Origin of the sequence: Luteitalea sp. (assembly GCF_044337415.1) — a bacterium.
GTDB lineage: Bacteria > Acidobacteriota > Vicinamibacteria > Vicinamibacterales > Vicinamibacteraceae > Luteitalea.
The window spans coordinates 1-14,785 of sequence record NZ_JBIINP010000109.1 but is presented as its reverse complement, the minus strand read 5'-3'; the positions used below and the strand labels follow the sequence as shown (position 1 = coordinate 14,785).

The 14,785-nt window shown below is 70.3% G+C and carries 15 protein-coding genes and 1 other RNA gene; 2 read left to right on the top strand and 14 right to left on the bottom strand.

The genetic code is table 11. From position 1 onward, the window contains the following. The 7 genes from ACIRDX_RS14920 to ACIRDX_RS14890 all read right to left on the bottom strand — a co-directional run. A partial coding sequence (locus ACIRDX_RS14920) for a chemotaxis protein CheW (RefSeq protein ID WP_396626231.1) occupies positions 1–305 on the bottom strand: 305 nt, incomplete at its 3' end. Between the two features lie 29 nt (positions 306–334). Next, entirely contained in the window at positions 335–2,302 is a 1,968-nt protein-coding gene (locus ACIRDX_RS14915) for a methyl-accepting chemotaxis protein (protein WP_396626230.1), read from the bottom strand. Between the two features lie 57 nt (positions 2,303–2,359). After that, positions 2,360–4,468, bottom strand: coding sequence for a chemotaxis protein CheA (locus tag ACIRDX_RS14910; protein WP_396626229.1), 2,109 nt, complete (start codon positions 4,466–4,468; stop codon positions 2,360–2,362). 49 nt (positions 4,469–4,517) lie between these two features. After that, positions 4,518–4,883, bottom strand: a complete 366-nt coding sequence (locus ACIRDX_RS14905; RefSeq protein ID WP_396626228.1) for a response regulator — start codon at positions 4,881–4,883, stop codon at positions 4,518–4,520. A gap of 4 nt (positions 4,884–4,887) precedes the next feature. Beyond that, positions 4,888–5,223 carry a lipid asymmetry maintenance protein MlaB gene (locus tag ACIRDX_RS14900; RefSeq protein WP_396626227.1) on the bottom strand — a complete coding sequence of 112 codons (336 nt, stop codon included), beginning with the start codon at positions 5,221–5,223 and terminating at the stop codon, positions 4,888–4,890. A 14-nt stretch (positions 5,224–5,237) separates the two neighbouring features. Further along, entirely contained in the window at positions 5,238–6,182 is a 945-nt protein-coding gene (locus ACIRDX_RS14895) for a methyl-accepting chemotaxis protein (protein ID WP_396626226.1), read from the bottom strand. 147 nt (positions 6,183–6,329) lie between these two features. Continuing rightward, the gene (locus ACIRDX_RS14890) at positions 6,330–7,445 is read right to left on the bottom strand and encodes a hypothetical protein (RefSeq protein WP_396626225.1); all 1,116 of its coding nucleotides are present in this window, start codon (positions 7,443–7,445) and stop codon (positions 6,330–6,332) included. Between the two features lie 359 nt (positions 7,446–7,804). On the opposite strand from ACIRDX_RS14890, the gene ACIRDX_RS14885 reads away from it, so the two are divergent. Then, on the top strand, positions 7,805–8,101 hold the full coding sequence (locus ACIRDX_RS14885) for an ArsR/SmtB family transcription factor (protein WP_396626224.1): 297 nt from the start codon (positions 7,805–7,807) through the stop codon (positions 8,099–8,101). A gap of 40 nt (positions 8,102–8,141) precedes the next feature. On the opposite strand, the gene ACIRDX_RS14880 is transcribed toward ACIRDX_RS14885, so the two are convergent. Continuing rightward, complete coding sequence (locus ACIRDX_RS14880; RefSeq protein WP_396626223.1) at positions 8,142–9,077, bottom strand: sugar phosphate isomerase/epimerase family protein; 936 nt, start codon at positions 9,075–9,077, stop codon at positions 8,142–8,144. A 105-nt stretch (positions 9,078–9,182) separates the two neighbouring features. Beyond that, positions 9,183–9,794, bottom strand: a complete 612-nt coding sequence (locus ACIRDX_RS14875; RefSeq protein WP_396626222.1) for a DUF4203 domain-containing protein — start codon at positions 9,792–9,794, stop codon at positions 9,183–9,185. 48 nt (positions 9,795–9,842) lie between these two features. Between ACIRDX_RS14875 and ACIRDX_RS14870 the strand changes: the two genes are divergently transcribed. Further along, a complete protein-coding gene (locus tag ACIRDX_RS14870; protein WP_396626221.1) occupies positions 9,843–10,880 on the top strand; it encodes a lysylphosphatidylglycerol synthase domain-containing protein in 1,038 nt (345 codons plus the stop codon). Between the two features lie 75 nt (positions 10,881–10,955). On the opposite strand, the gene ACIRDX_RS14865 is transcribed toward ACIRDX_RS14870, so the two are convergent. The 5 genes from ACIRDX_RS14865 to ffs form a co-directional block, all read right to left on the bottom strand. After that, positions 10,956–11,660, bottom strand: a complete 705-nt coding sequence (locus ACIRDX_RS14865) for a TIGR04282 family arsenosugar biosynthesis glycosyltransferase (RefSeq protein ID WP_396626220.1) — start codon at positions 11,658–11,660, stop codon at positions 10,956–10,958. Further along, positions 11,657–12,259, bottom strand: coding sequence for a recombination mediator RecR (recR, locus tag ACIRDX_RS14860; protein ID WP_396626219.1), 603 nt, complete (start codon positions 12,257–12,259; stop codon positions 11,657–11,659). The genes ACIRDX_RS14865 and recR overlap by 4 nt, the downstream gene beginning before the upstream one ends. A 62-nt stretch (positions 12,260–12,321) precedes the next feature. Continuing rightward, positions 12,322–12,618, bottom strand: a complete 297-nt coding sequence (locus ACIRDX_RS14855) for a YbaB/EbfC family nucleoid-associated protein (RefSeq protein WP_396626218.1) — start codon at positions 12,616–12,618, stop codon at positions 12,322–12,324. 102 nt (positions 12,619–12,720) lie between these two features. Continuing rightward, complete coding sequence (gene dnaX, locus ACIRDX_RS14850; protein ID WP_396626217.1) at positions 12,721–14,541, bottom strand: DNA polymerase III subunit gamma/tau; 1,821 nt, start codon at positions 14,539–14,541, stop codon at positions 12,721–12,723. An 89-nt stretch (positions 14,542–14,630) separates the two neighbouring features. After that, an RNA gene (ffs, locus tag ACIRDX_RS14845) (signal recognition particle sRNA small type) lies at positions 14,631–14,728 on the bottom strand. Between the last annotated feature and the right edge of the window lie 57 nt (positions 14,729–14,785).

Genomic DNA, 14,785 nt, shown 5'->3' with positions numbered 1-14,785 from the left:
GCGTCGACGACGAGGCCGACCACCTTGCCGTTCACCGTCACCAGGATGATGACCGTGAACTTGGTGTACTCCACCTCGGGCATCGCGAACTTCAGGCGGAGATCCACCACCGGGACCACCGCGCCCCTGAGGTTCATCACGCCCTTCACGTGCGAGGGTGCATTGGGGATCGGCGTGATCGCCGAGTACCCCTTGATTTCCTGGACCCTCAGGATCTCGAGCCCGAACTGCTCGTTCCCCAACCGGAAGGTCAGGAACTGCCCGCCGTCTGCGCGGGCCTGGTCCACTGCCTGCTGTGTCGTCATGGCTCAGCCCTCCACTCGATGACGAGCGTTCAAAACTCCTGGAACTCGTTGTCGAGCGCGAGCGCGGCCGTGCCGGACGTCTGCGGCTGCGGGCGGCGAGCGGCGCCGGCCGCCGGCTTGCGCCCGATCACCGCGACGGGCTTGCGCACCGCGTGACGCGGCTGCTGCTCGGCCGCAGCTTCCTCGCCGAGCTTGAAGCGGCGCACCAGTCCCTGGAGCTTGCCGGCCTCGCCCGACAGCGACTCGGACGTGCCCGACATCTCCTCGGTCTGCGATGCGTTGGCCTGCGTCACCTGATCCATCTGCGTGACGGCCTTGTTGACCTGCTCGATGCCCGACGACTGCTCGCGGCTCGCCGCGGCGATCTCGGCCACGATGTCGGTCACGCGCTTGACGGCCGCGACGATCTCGTTGAGCGTCTTGCCCGACGCGTTGACCAGCGCCGACCCGGCCTCGACCTTGCGCGTCGAGTCGGAGATGAGGTCCTTGATCTCCTTGGCGGCCGTCGCGCTGCGCTGCGCGAGGTTGCGGACTTCCGCCGCCACCACCGCGAAGCCGCGGCCCTGTTCGCCGGCCCGCGCCGCTTCCACCGCCGCGTTCAGGGCGAGGAGGTTGGTCTGGAAGGCGATCTCGTCGATCGTCGTGATGATGTCGGCGATCTTCTTGGACGAGTCGTTGATGGCGCCCATGGCCTGCACGGCCTCGGTCACCACGTGGCCGCCCTCTTCCGCCGTGCCGCGCGCCCCGCCCGCCAGCTGGCTGGCCTGCTGCGCGTTGTCGGCGTTCTGCTTGATCGTCGCCGTCATCTCCTCGAGGCTGGCCGCCGTCTCCTCCAGGCTGCTGGCCTGTTCCTGCGCGCCACTCGAGATCTCCTGCGACGCCGCCGCGAGCTGGTCGGCCGACGAGGCCACCGCATTGGCGGTCTCGCGGACGTCGCTCATCGCCTGCCGCAGCTTGGTCACGGCCTCGTTCAGGGCCGCCGCCATCACGCCGAGCTCGCCCGGCAGGTCACTGCGCACCGCGATCGTCAGGTCGCCGTTGGCCAGGCCCTGCGACGCCTCGCGCACGTTGGCCACCGCGCCGCGCAGCGACGAGATGCCCGACCCGAGCGCGTTGGCCATCACGCCGAGCTCGCCCGGCAGGTCCTTGCGCACGTCGACGCTGAAGTCGCCCTTGGCCATCGCCTCGGCGGCGCCACGCACGTTGCCGAGCGCGTCCTTGATCTGCGTGATGGCCGCGTTGGTCGCGCGCGCCAGGTCACCGATCTCGTCCTTCGTGTCGAGCTTGATCGTCTCGCTGAAGTCGGCCTTGGCCACGTGCTGCAGGACGTTCACGGCCTCGCTCAGCGGCTTGGTGATGAGGCGCGCGATCGTCCACACGAGGAGGATGGTGAGGCCCATCACCGTCGCGATGATGCCGACCAGCGTGGAGCGCGTCGAGTTGTAGGTGGACTCGATCTCCACGGCCGCCTCCTCGAGCCGCTTCATCTTGTCCTTCTCCATGCCGTCGATCATCCCGTCCACCTCGTCGGCCTTGGCACGGAGCGTCTTGAGCATCTCCTTGGCCTCGTCGGTCTTGCCGCCGACCGTCATCTCGAAGGCCACGTCCTGCCCGTCGCTCATCTCCTGGAAGGCCGCACGGGCCTCGGCCGCCTGCTTCTTCACGGCGTCGGAGATGATCGTCTTGTCGAAGCCGTCCATCGCCGCGTAGAAGTCCTTGCGGAACTGCTTGGTGTCCTCCCAGCGCTTCTGCTTGTCGGCCACGGCGTCGTCGATGATGGCGTTGCGCAGGGCGCGCGAGGCCTTCGTGAGGAGGACATTGGCCTCCTTGATGTGCGCGATCCCCAGGGCGTGGTTCTGGTACATCACGGTGTTGAGATCCTTCACCGTGGACAGGCTCTGGAGGGCCATCACGCCGATCACCAGCGTGAGGACGAAGCTGATGCCGAAGCCCAACGTGAGCTTCATGGCCATCTTCTGGTTCTTGAACCAATTCATGATGTGCTCCTTCCGGACCGTCGCCCTGTTGGCTGGGGGCAGGCGGACGAGCGGCGTTCAGGCCGCGCTCTCTGCGACGCGGCGACCCTGACCGGCCAGCCGCAACAAGCCGGGTACGTCGAGGATCAGGGCCACGGAGCCATCTCCCATGATGGTCGCGCCCATCACCCCGTCGGTCCGACGGTAGTGGGTATCGAGACTCTTGATGACGACCTGCTGCTGGCCGAGCAGTTCCTCGCCCAGCAGGGCCGCACGCTGTCCGTCGTGCTCCACCAGCACGACGATCCCGGTGCAGGGATCAGTGCGGTCGGTCGTGACGCCAAAGAGTCGGTGCAGCCGCACCAGCGGCACCGCCTCGCCACGGACCAGCACCACCTCGCCTCGTCCCACGACAACCTGGACGTCCTGCGGGCGGGGCCGGAGGGATTCGACAATCGATGTGATCGGCAGCACGTACTGGCCGCGCCCCACGGTGAGCGACTGGCCATCGAGGATGGCGAGCGTGAGCGGCAGCGTGATGCGGCAGAGCGACCCCTTGCCCGGCTTGCTCTCCACCGCCACCGTGCCGTTGAGTGCCTGCACGTTGCGGCGCACCACGTCCATGCCGACGCCGCGGCCCGAGAGGCTGCTCACCTGGTCGGCCGTCGAGAAGCCCGGCGCGAAGATGAGGGCGTTGACCTGCTCCTCGGTGAGCGTCTCGTGCTCGCTGATGAGGCCCTGCGACAGCGCCTTGGCGCGGATGCGCTCGGTGTCGAGGCCCTTCCCGTCGTCGGCGACCTCGACCACCACGTTGCCGCCGCGCGTGAACGCGCTGAGGCGGATGGTGCCCTGCGCCGGCTTGCCGGCGGCGATGCGGTCGGCGGGCTTCTCGATGCCGTGATCGGCCGCGTTGCGCACCATGTGCGTCAGCGGGTCGCCGATCTGCTCGATGACGCCCTTGTCGAGCTCGGTCTCCTCACCCTCGAACACCACCGCGATGTCCTTGCCGAGGGCGCCGGCCATGTCGTGCACGACGCGCGGGAAGCGCGCGAACACGCCGCCGACGGGCATCATGCGGATGCCCATGATGCGCTCCTGCAGTTCGCGCGTGTTGCGGGCAAGTACGCTGACCGCGTCGCGCAGCGTGAGGAGCTTGTCCTCGGTGAACGTGTCGATGATGTTGGCCACCATCGACTGCGAGATCACCACCTCGCCCACCAGGTCGATCAGCCGATCGACCTTCTCGGTGGCGACGCGGATTGAGGCGTTCTCGGCGGCCGGGCGACGATCGGCCAGCACCCGGCGCTGACCGAGGCGGCGTTCGTCGGCGGCCGACGCTTGCGGCGCGGCGGCAGCGGCACCCGCGACAGGGGTCGTCGCCTTCGACGAGGCCTCGACGCCGGCCGCCGGCACGGCCACGGGCGCGGCGACGACGATGGGCGTGATCTCGAGCACCGCGTCGTCCTCGGCAAACAGGAACACGTCGCGCAGCGGCCCCTCGCCGCCCTCGGTCTCCACCTCGAACGTCCAGCCCAGGTAGCAGCTCTCCGGATCGAAGGTGGCGTGGTCGGGCAGGGCCTCCTCGTGCAGCGTCACGTGACGCACGTGCGAGACCTCGGCGAGATCGCGGAACAGCACGAGGGGATCGAGGCCCTGGCGGAACAGGTCCTTGTTGGGGACGAAGTGGACGCGCCACTGCGGGGGCCCGGCGGGGGCGGCCGACGGAGCGGCGTCGACGATGCTTTCCGGCAGCACGGCGGCGACGGCGGCCGTGGCCTCCGAGGTCGCCTCGGACGCGGTGGCGCCCTTCAGCACCTCGCCGAGCGACACCAGCACGGCGTCGCGCTCGCCCGGCTCCGGCACGCCGGTCCGCGCCGACGCCAGCAGGCCGCGCAGCACGTCGTTGGCCTGCAGCAGCAGATCGACGAGGTCGCGCGAGCAGGCGATCTCGCCCTCGCGCAGCCTGTCGAGCACGCTCTCGAGGGCGTGGGTGAACTCGCCGATGGCGGTGAGCCCGAAGATGCCGCTGCCGCCCTTCACCGAGTGCGCCGCGCGGAAGATGGCGTCGAGCACGTCACGGTCGCCGCTGCGCTCCTCCAGGGTGAGGAGCGAGGACTCGATGGTGGCCACGTGATCGGTGGCCTCCTCGAAGTAGGTGTCCTTGAAGCGCGAAAGATCGATTTGCATGACGTTCACCGGGTACCGGGTGCTGGGAACCGGGTACCGGGAGGGCGGATCAGGGCACCAGCTTGCCGACGACGGCCAGGAGCTTCTCGGGGTTGAACGGCTTGACGATCCAGCCGGTCGCGCCGGCGGCCTTGCCCTCGGCCTTCTTGCTCTCCTGTGACTCGGTGGTGAGCATCAGGACGGGCGTGAACTTCGCGTTCGGGCGCGTGCGCAGCTCCCTGATGAACGTGATGCCGTCCATCTCGGGCATGTTGAGGTCGGTGATGACGATGTCGACCTTGCTGCCGCCGAGCGTGACGAGGGCTTCCTTGCCGTTGCCGCCCTCGAGCACGGCGAAGCCGCTCTGCTGGAGGGTGAACGACACCATCTGGCGCATCGACACCGAGTCGTCCACGATGAGTGCGGTCTTGGCCACGGCCCTACCCTTCCTGCCCGACGACCGTCGCCGGGTGTGCCGCGTTGGCGGCGTCATTCGTGATTCCGAGCAGCTCGCACGTCTCGGTTGGCACCGCGAGTCCGCTCACGCTGAAGTCCTGCCCGACCCCGGCCGCCGTGCGGCGCGCCACGAGCAGCAACTGGATGCCCGCCGTGTCGACGCGGGTGATGCCGGCCAGGTCGGCGCGTACCGGCTGCCCCTGCCCGATGCACGCGTGCAGCGCCGCCCAGTGCTCGGTCACCGTGTCGATGGTGAGCGTGCCCTGCGGGGCCCAGGGGGCCGCGGTCGCGGGCGTGTCGGGAGTGGTGGTGGCTGTCATCGTCGTGGTCCTCGTCAGAACAGCTCGACGTCGCCGGAGCTGGGCGCCTCGTCCTGACGCTCCTCCCACATCGTGTAGGTCTCGTGCAGCCGCTGCTCCACGAGCGCCTGCCGCTCCTCGCGCGCCTCGCCGCTGTCGTCGTCGACGGCGGGCAGGGCGTGGCCGAGCGCATCGCGCATCTGCGTCAGCGCATGCGTCACGTGCCCGATGCGCTGGTTGACGCGGTCCTGGAACTGCAGCCCGATGACCGCGGCGGAGATCTCCTCGGCGAGGGAGTGGCTCAGCTCGGCGCCCTCGACGATGCGGGTGTGCAGCGTGCGGTGGTTCTTGGCCAGCGCCTCGGAGGTGTCGGCCACCTGCGTGCGCGACGCCTCGATGCTCGCCAGGTCGGACTGCGCGCCCTCGCGCAGCAGCGACGCGAGCTCGGACGTCTCGGTGGTCATGTGGGCCACGCCGTCGCGGATCTGCTCGGCGATCGCGCGGGACTCCTTGCCGGCCCGCTGCATCTCGTCGGCGACCACGGCGAACCCGGACCCGCGGTCGCCGGAACGGACCGCCTCGATCTTGGCGTTGATGGCGAGCAGGCGGAGGGCGGTGGCCAGTTCCTCGATCTGGTCGAGGTTGCGGAAGACGCCGCTCAGCGAGGCCTCGAGCTGCTCGAGCCTGGCGATGGCCTGCAGCGAGCGATCGGCCGTGCGCGTGAGGCGGCGGTCCATCGCGCGCATCGTGTCCTGCATGCGCTCGAGCAGCGTGCCGAAGCTGTCGCCGTGGCCGCCCTCGACGAGCGCGTTGGTGGCCTCGACGCCGCGGCGGGCCTTGTCGGCAATGCTCTGGAAGTGCGCACAGACATCGACGACCGCCCTCTCCACCTGCTGCGAGGTCTCCGCCAGCTGCTCGTTCAGCTTGGGAATGACCGAGAGGTGCGCTGCAACTTCGACTACCAGCGGTGAGGTGGCCACGACGATTCGAACCTCGCGAAAGTGCCCCCGGGGGGGCGCGTCGTGCCGGGAAGCCCCGATCTTCCGGGTTGGCGCGACATAGCAGTCATCGGCCTCGGGCGGGCTTCCAATAGGGAGAAAGATCGCCCAAGCGCCGGGGAAAATCGCCTAGCGCCGCCGGCTCGCCTGCCAGTGCGCCAGGGCGTCGTACATGACGCCGACGTCGAACCGATTGAGGTTGGCCGATGTCGGCGCGGCGTGCAGTTCGCGCCCCACGAAGGCCGAGAAACTGACATACCCGAACAGCGGTGCGGTGACTGATGCAAACAGGTGATCGCCGACGTTGAATCGGTCCCCGTTCCACGTACTAAAGTGAGGATCCACCGTGGCAAACCCTCCGCTGATCCTGACCTTCGACATGACCGCTTTCTCCACGCTGACCGCCATCCCGACATCCCGGGAGGGCTTCACGCGCTGGTACTGCTCGATGCGTACCAGATCGAAGAAGGCGTGCGACGGCGCGCGCACCGCCACGCCCTGCCGCAGCGTGCGGGTGCCGTTGTGCGCCGTGTACTCGACCGAGAACGACAGGCGGGCCGAGATCGTCCGCGTGGCAACGACCTGCCGGTAGTTGCGCTCGTCGGCCCGGTCGAGGCGATCGAAGAGCGAGGGGGCCCACCAGTCACCGAGGTAGGCGTTGGTGACGCCGACCTCGTCGAACCACAGGCGGTCGCGGCGCGCGACCACCACGCGCTCGCCGAGCACGTAGCCGTCGTTGTCCCAGGTGGTGATCTCGCTGCTCTCGCCGCGAAGCAGGGGCATGCTGCCGACCTGCAGCGCCACGCCGCGCACGGGCACGGCGCCCAGGTAGAGGTGCCGCAGCGGGATGGCCGCGAAGAAGTCCTGCGATCCGACACCGGTGCCGTTCCAACTGAACTTGAAGGTCTGGCCGCCTTGCAGGCCGAAGTCGAGCGTGTAGCGGGATGCGGCGTCGAAGCGGACCCGGCCGCGCACCGTGGGCGCCCACTGCAACGCGTCCAGCGTGTGCAGTCCGGCGCCATCGTCGATGCGCCGCGCAACCAGCCCGAGGGTGCCGGCCTGCAGGTCGAGCCATCGACCAGGGGCGCCGTCGCCCGCGGGCGGCGGGGGGACGGGCCGCACGGGCTGTGCCGCCTCGATCGTGCCCGCGGTGCCCGACGACGAGGACGCCGCCAGGGCGCGTGGGGCGAGGATCACGAGTGCCGCGAGCGCGGCGGCGACGGTCCGGGGTGCGTAGGTGCCCATCGGGGCGTCCCTGACCGCGCAGCGGTACGCGGCCTCGTCTCGGGAGTGGTCGGGCTCGCCGAGTCACCATCGCGAGTCAGCGCGGGCCCCGTGGGTCCTCGACCGGCACCGGGCATGGCCCGGCGCGCGCTGGCAACGGCGATCCAGAGGTCGGTCGCCGCGAGGGCGCCGGTCAGAGGGTCGGGCAGGTGGAGCCGATGGCGGTCCAGGCTCGCGCGGCGGAGACCAGGGTCGTCCAGGGACAGGGATCAGGCCACCGGACACGCGTCTGCCACGTCAGCAATCGGCGGGCCGGCCCAGCCGCGTGAATAGGAAGGCGCGCGTTGACATTTCCTCGTCGGCTTCCGTACTGTGTGGAGGTGACCGCGCAAGCCCAGACCGACGTCTTCCGCGCGATTGCTGATCCGACGCGTCGGGCCCTGCTCGACCTGCTCCGCACAGGCGATCGCACCGTCAATGAACTGGCCGAGCCCTTCGACATGAGCCGGCCCGCCATCTCGCAGCACCTCCGGCTCCTGCTCGAGGCGCGACTGGTCGCCGTCCGCAAGGAAGGCCGCCAGCGGCGCTACCGCCTGAACGGCACCGCCATCGCCCGTGTCGCCCGCTGGGCGGGCAAGTTCGAAGACGCATCGGCCAAGTCGAAGAAGAAGCGCTAGCGTCCTGTCAGGCCGGCGCCCTCCCCAGCTCCGGCCGACCTCACCCCAGCAGTGCCGCCAGGCGCGCGCGATCCCGCGCCGCCGCCTCGCGCATCCGATCGGTCTTCTCTGCAGGTGTACGGCCGCCAGGCTCGTACTCGACGTGCAACGAGATGGGCCCCGTGAACCCGGCCTTGCGGATCTCGGCCGCGAACGTCTTCCAGTCGACCATGCCCTCGCCGATCGGGCAGTCCACCACGCGCCAGCGCCCGTCGCGCCCCTTGTCCCAGTAGAAATCCTTCGCCGCGAGCATGCGAAGGTGGGGTGCCGCCATCTGCGTGGCTACTCGCCAGCCGGCCTCACCGCCCTCCACCGTCGCGTGACGCACGTCGAAGTACAGGCCCGTCGCACCTGCCGGTAATCCGGCAATCATCCCGAGCGCGTCCCAGACCGGGGCGCCGATGTAGCCGGAGTGGTTGTGGTACGCCAGCACCACGCCCGCCTCGGCAGCCAGTTGCACCAGCCCCCGGAACTGCGTCGTCGCCTCGGCGAGTTCCTTGCGGACGTCGGCGAAGGCATACCGGTAGTAGCCGGCCTTCAGCAGCCGCACATCGACGCCGCGCGCCGCCGCCATCGTCGGTCGCGCCGCCGGGTCGCCTGGCGACGTGAGTCCGGTCGTGATCATCACCACGCGGCTACCGCCATCACGGATCGCCGCCACGGCCTTCGGCAGATCCTCGGAGACACGTGCCGGCAGCACGTGCCCCCCGGGCCGCACCGTGAGGTCGACACCGTCGAAACCCATCTCGCGCACCGCGCGCCCGAGATCGGGCCAGGCGAGTTCACCGAGGTGCTTGGAGAAGAAGAGCAGCGGCGACGAGGGGCCGGCGATCGTGATCGCGCCCGTGGCGACCTGATCGGCGGCGGCGTGGGTGACGAGCGGCGCGGCCGCAACGGCCAGCGTGCCCCGAACGAAAGCGCGGCGGGAAACAGGCATGGGATAGGTTCGGGAGTCTGGAAGCGGGAGTCGGGAAGCGGGAACGGCAGTCGGCAGTCGGCAGTCAGCGGACGATCAGCAGGTCGTCCTGGCGCGCGGGCCGCATCAGCGGGCGCGAGCCATGCGCGGCGCAGAGAGGCGCAACTGCGCCACGAGCCCGGCAATCGCCAACGCCACCCACAGGATGAGCACCCAGTGCTCGCCAGGGGCGGGCCGCAACGGGTAGGCCTGCCAGCCCGTGGCGCCCGCTCCGAGGCCGGTGACCGCCTCGCGATGCCAGAGCCCAAGCGCCCCCATCACCAGCAGCCACGCACCGCCGAAGGCCGTGCCGAAGACGATGACGTAGCGCTGGAGCGAGAGCGCGGCGAGGGCACCGGCGATCGTGCAGCCGATGATCAGCCACGGCGGCGGCTCCATGCCGAACTGCGCGGCGAGCGCGTGGACGAGCAGGGCCGCCATGGCCGCGCCCACGAGCGCCACGCCGATGAAGTACGCCAGCACCAGGGCGAGCGCCCCGAGGGCGCCGCTGGCCACGAGAATCAGGATGTCGCGCGTGGTGTCGGCCGGTCCGATGATCGAGCCCGCGGCCAGGACGCCGACCACGAAGCCGTAGAGACCGAGGACGATCCGGAACGTGCGCTGCCCGAGAAAGCACGACAGGACACCGCCCACGAGGAACAGGACGGCAGCTGGGACGTGCAGCGTCTCCGGCAGCATCGCGGCATTATAGTGGACCCGGCCGGCTCCTGACGGTCCCCCCTGCCCATGCCCCCACCCGCCCCGCGTCCGCCTGCGTCCCGGCGCCTCGGCGGTGCCGCAGCCGCGCTCGGGGGCATCCTGCTCTTCGGCTACACGCTGCAGCAGACGGGCCTCGACACGGTGGCAGGCGGATTCGCGCGCGTCGGCTGGGCCTTCGTGTGGATCGTCGTGCTCGGCGGCCTGCGGTTCGCGGCGCGCGCCTGGGCCTGGGTGCTGTGCACCGACCCGCCGCATCGCCTGCGACTGCGCGACACCTTCCCCGCGCTGGTCAGCGGCGACGCGCTCGGCAACCTCACGCCGCTCGGGCTCGTCGTGAGCGAGCCGACCAAGGCCGCCTACGTCCGCGATCGCGTGTCGCTCATGAACGCGCTGGCCGGCATCGCGGTCGAGAACCTCTTCTACATCGTCACGGTCGCCGCGATGATCGGCGGCGGCACGCTGGCGCTGCTGCTCGCCTTCGACGTGCCTCCGGCGCTGCGCGCGATGAGCCTGCTGGCACTGGCCGGCATGGCCGGCTTCCTCGTCGTGGCCCTGGCACTCGCGAGCGGCCGGTTCCGGCCGTTGTCGTGGCTCCTCGACCTGCTCGAGCGACGCGGCGTCGGCCCCGCCGCGCTGATGGCGCGCACCATCAAGCTGCGGACGCTCGAGGATCGGGTCTACACGTTCGCGCGGCGCCACCCGTCGCGTCCGGCGCCGGTGCTCCTGCTCGAGGCCGGGTACCACGTCCTCGGCGTCGCCGAGACCTGGCTCACCATCGCCATGCTCCTGCCGGCCGGCACGCCGGCCACCATCCTCGGCGCCTTCCTGCTCGAGTCGATCAACAGGTTCGTCAACGTCGCGTTCAAGTTCGTGCCCATGCGTCTCGGCGTGGACGAGGCGGGATCTGGTCTGCTCACGCAGGTGCTCTACGGATCGTCGGCGCTCGGCGTGACGCTGGCCGTGGTGCGCAAGGCGCGCATGCTGGTGTGGACCGGCGTGGGCGTGCTGTTCCTGGGCCTGCGCGGCCTCAGCACGGCCGAGGCCTACGAGTCGGATCAGGTGTGAACCGCAGAGGTAGGGCGCGGTGTCCCACCGCGCCGCTATCGGTGAGGAGTTGACGGCGCGGTCGGAGACCGCGCCCTACCGGTGCGCCTGCAGCCAGGCGGCGGTGGCCGGCGCGCGCGACGGATCCTCGCGCAGCATCTCGCGCAGGCGCGCCAGGTCGTCCGGGTCGTCCACGTCGTCGAGCATGTCGAGCAGCACCGTCCGGCGCTCCGCGAACTCGCAGCGACGCAACGTGTCCATCAGCGCGTACTTCGTGCTCCAGCGCACGCCCGTGAAGAGATCGGGCACGAGCGGCCCCGAGAGTCCCAGCAGGTAGTAGCCGCCGTCGCTGGCCGGACCGATCACCACGGGCGAAGGCGATGCATCGAGCGCGGCGAAGGCCTGCACGAGCACGTCGGTGGTCAGCAGGGGGATGTCGGAGCCGATGAGCACCATCTGACGGGCCCCGCGGCGGAACAGGTCGGCGAAGAGCGCCTGCTCGCGGTCGCCCAGCGTGTCGCCCCGCTGCGTGATGACCTGGCCGGCCGGCACGCCGAGGTCGGCCAGGCTGGCGGGATCGCCACCCGGCGCGATGGCGACGCGCACGATCGCGCCCGGCACGGCGCGGGCCGTCGCCAGCGTGTCTGCGAGGAACGCGCGCTGCAGGGCCTGCCGTGCCGCAGGATCGGGCAGCACCGGAGCCAGGCGGGTCTTCGGGCCCTGCACGCCAGCGTCGCCGACGGTGATGACAGCCGACGGCGCGATCTCCGGCGCGCGCGTCATCACCACCACGACCTTCACATCTCCCTCCGCCCCTCGAGCGCCCGCGTCATCGTCACTTCGTCGGCGTACTCGAGGTCGCTGCCCACGGGCACGCCCATGCCGATGCGCGTCACGCGCACGCCAAGCGGCTTGAGCAGTTTCGAGAGGTACAGCGCGGTGGCCTCGCCCTCGACCGTGGGATTGGTGGCGAGGATGACCTCCTGCACGTCGCCGGCGGCGACGCGCGCGAGCAGCGGCTTGATGCGCAGCGCGTCGGGACCGATGCCCTGCAGCGGCGACAGCGTGCCCATCAGCACGTGATACCGGCCGCGGAAGTCGCGGGTCTTCTCGATCGCGCTGACGTTGGCCGGTTCCTCGACGACGCAGATGATGCCGGGGTTGCGGTCGGGACTCGTGCAGTAGATGCAGGGGTCCACGTCGGTGATGTTGCTGCACACCGAGCAGTGGTGGACCTGTCCCTTGACGTCGCGCAGGGCGTCGGCGAGACGCTCGGCGTCCTCGCGCGGCGCCTTGAGCACGTGGAAGGCCAGGCGCTGGGCCGTCTTGGCGCCCACGCCCGGGAACTTCTGCAACTGCTCGATGAGCCTGACGAGCGGCTCGGGGTAGGGGGAAGACACAGTCGATCCGGGAAAGGCTCGGTAGGCCTGCAGGCTGCAGCCTGTAGGCGACCTGCGCCGATCTACATGCCGGGCAGCTTGAGTCCGCCGAGCATGCCGCTCATCGAGCTGTTCATCTTCTCGTCGGCCTTGCGCTGGGCGTCCTGGACGGCGGCGAGGATCGCATCCTGCAGCATCTCGACGTCGTCCTTGTTCACCGCCTCGGGATCGAGCGTGATGGCGAGGAGCTGCTTGGCGCCGTTCACCTTCACGCTCACGAGCCCGCCGCCGGCGGTCGCCTCGATGACGGTCTCGGCCATCTGGCGCTGCATCTTCTCCTGCATCTGCTGCGCCTGCTGCATCATCTTCTGGATGTTCATGTCGATACCTTGCCGGCTACGGACTGCAGGCCACCGGCGGCCTGTCGCGCCCGGCCAACGTCAAGCGTCAAGCGCTACTCGTTAAGCGTTAAGCGTCAAGCGTTAAGTAATCTCTTCCGCATCCCTGACGTCTGCGGCGAACACGTCGAGCGTGGCCTGCACGGCCTCGCTCTTGAGTGCCTGCTCCTTCAATCGTGCCCGGTCCAGCTCGGTAGGATCAGGCGTCGCCTCGACGGCCTGCGCCACGACCCGGATCTCGAGCACGTGCCGACGACCGAGCACCTGCTGGGCCGTCTCTTCAATCCACGAGCGTCGCCCCTCGCACCGCGCCTGCTCGAAGTTCCCGCCCACGGTGAGCAGCAGCTTGCTGCCCTCGATCGCGAACGTCGCACGCGCCAGCGCCGTGCCGAAGAAGGTGCGGTTGCTCTTGCGCAGCGCCTCGATGAGATGTTCCAGGGTGCCGCTCCCGGCCAGGGGCGCGGGCTCGGCAGCCTCAGACGGCGGCCCCGCCGGCGAGGACGCCGGGGGCGGGGGTGTGACTCGTGTCGCCGGCGCCGACGGCGCGGTGGCCGCGGGTGCGGGTGCGACCGCGGGTGCAGGTGCGGGCGTTGGCGCAGATGCTGGTGCGGCAGCCGCGGGTGCCGCACTGGCGGCCCGCGCGCTCTCGGTGAGGCGACGCAACGCGCTGCCGCTGGCCGGCGCCGCGGAGGGAGTCGGCGTCGGCGCCGACGGCCTCGTCACGGCAGGCGTGGCCGCACGCGCCGGGCTTCCCGCCGGCATCGGCCGCCCGCTGCCCAGCGCCTCGAGCACCTCGGCGATCGGCGCCAGGTGGCCCAGGTGAATCCACCGGAGCAGCGCCATCTCGAGGTGATAGCGCGGCTGTGCCGCGTACCGCACGTCCTGTTCGGCCCGCGCGAGCACGTCGAAGGCGCGCAGCAGGTCCTCGCGCGAGAACCGCGCGGCGAGGGCCTGCAGGCGCTCGGCGTCGGTGGCCAGTTCCGGATCCTCGAGCCGCGACGGATCGAGGCTCACCACCATCAGGTCGCGGACCAGGCCGGTCAGCTCCCGCACCACGAGCTTCAGGTCCTGCCCCGACTCCACCAGCCGCCCCACGGCATCGAACACGTCGGCGGCTCGGCGGTCGGCGACGATGTCGGCCATGTCCATCAGCACGTCGCGACCGATGAGGCCGAGCACGCTCGCGACGTCGGCCGCCGTGATGCGCTCGCCGGCAAAGGCGATCACCTGATCGAACGCGCTGAGGGCGTCGCGCATCGACCCCTCGCCGGAGCGCGCGAGCAGCAGCAGCGCGTCGGGGTCGGCGTTCAGCTGCTCGGCCTCGGCGATGCGCCCGAGCTGCTCGGCAACGCTGCGCGCCCCGATCGTCCGCAGCTCGAACTCCTGCGATCGCGACCGGATCGTCTCGGGAATCTTGTGCAGCTCCGTCGTCGCCATCATGAAGACGACGTGCGGCGGGGGTTCTTCCACCGACTTGAGCAATGCGTTGAACGAGCTGTTCGACAGCATGTGCACTTCGTCGATGATGAAGATCTTGTAGCGGTCGCGCGCCGGCGAGATGCCGAGGCCCTCGATGATCACCTCACGCACGTTGTCGACGCCGGTGTGCGTGGCCGCATCGAGCTCGATGACGTCGATGTCGCGGCCCTCCGCGATCTCGATGCACGCGTCGCAGGTGCCGCACGGGTCGGCCGTCGGCCCGGTCTCGCAGTTCAGCGCCCGGGCGAGGATGCGCGCCGTGGTCGTCTTGCCCACGCCTCGCGCGCCCGAGAAGATGAACGACTGGGCGATACGGCCGCGATTGATCGCGTTACGCAGCGTCTGCGTGACCCCGATCTGCCCGACGACGTCGTCGAAGCGCTGGGGACGCCACTTGCGGGCGAGCACCTGGTAGGGGCGTGACACTGGTCTGGAACCGATCTCCGTAGGCGTCGACCTCGAGGTCGACGCGTGGCGAACCAGGTCGACGCATGGTGGCCGTGGTCGATCCCACTGCGGCCCGGAGTCCCCATGCACACGGCAGGATCCCCTTAGCGCTGCTACCTTCCGGTCCTGACGCGGTTCGAGGTCTGGCGTTGCACAGGCTCCGGACCGCAGTGCGAGCGACCACGGCCGGGGGGGGGCCCCCGCGCCCCCACGCCCCCGGGTT

Bases quoted from the DNA above. Each gene is read 5' to 3' on its own strand.
- ACIRDX_RS14915 (WP_396626230.1), bottom strand. From the start codon at position 2,302: ATGAATTGGTTCAAGAACCAGAAGATGGCCATGAAGCTCACGTTGGGC.
- ACIRDX_RS14910 (WP_396626229.1), bottom strand. From the start codon at position 4,468: ATGCAAATCGATCTTTCGCGCTTCAAGGACACCTACTTCGAGGAGGCC.
- ACIRDX_RS14900 (WP_396626227.1), bottom strand. From the start codon at position 5,223: ATGACAGCCACCACCACTCCCGACACGCCCGCGACCGCGGCCCCCTGG.
- ACIRDX_RS14890 (WP_396626225.1), bottom strand. From the start codon at position 7,445: ATGGGCACCTACGCACCCCGGACCGTCGCCGCCGCGCTCGCGGCACTC.
- ACIRDX_RS14880 (WP_396626223.1), bottom strand. From the start codon at position 9,077: ATGCCTGTTTCCCGCCGCGCTTTCGTTCGGGGCACGCTGGCCGTTGCG.
- ACIRDX_RS14875 (WP_396626222.1), bottom strand. From the start codon at position 9,794: ATGCTGCCGGAGACGCTGCACGTCCCAGCTGCCGTCCTGTTCCTCGTG.
- ACIRDX_RS14870 (WP_396626221.1), top strand. From the start codon at position 9,843: ATGCCCCCACCCGCCCCGCGTCCGCCTGCGTCCCGGCGCCTCGGCGGT.
- ACIRDX_RS14855 (WP_396626218.1), bottom strand. From the start codon at position 12,618: ATGAACATCCAGAAGATGATGCAGCAGGCGCAGCAGATGCAGGAGAAG.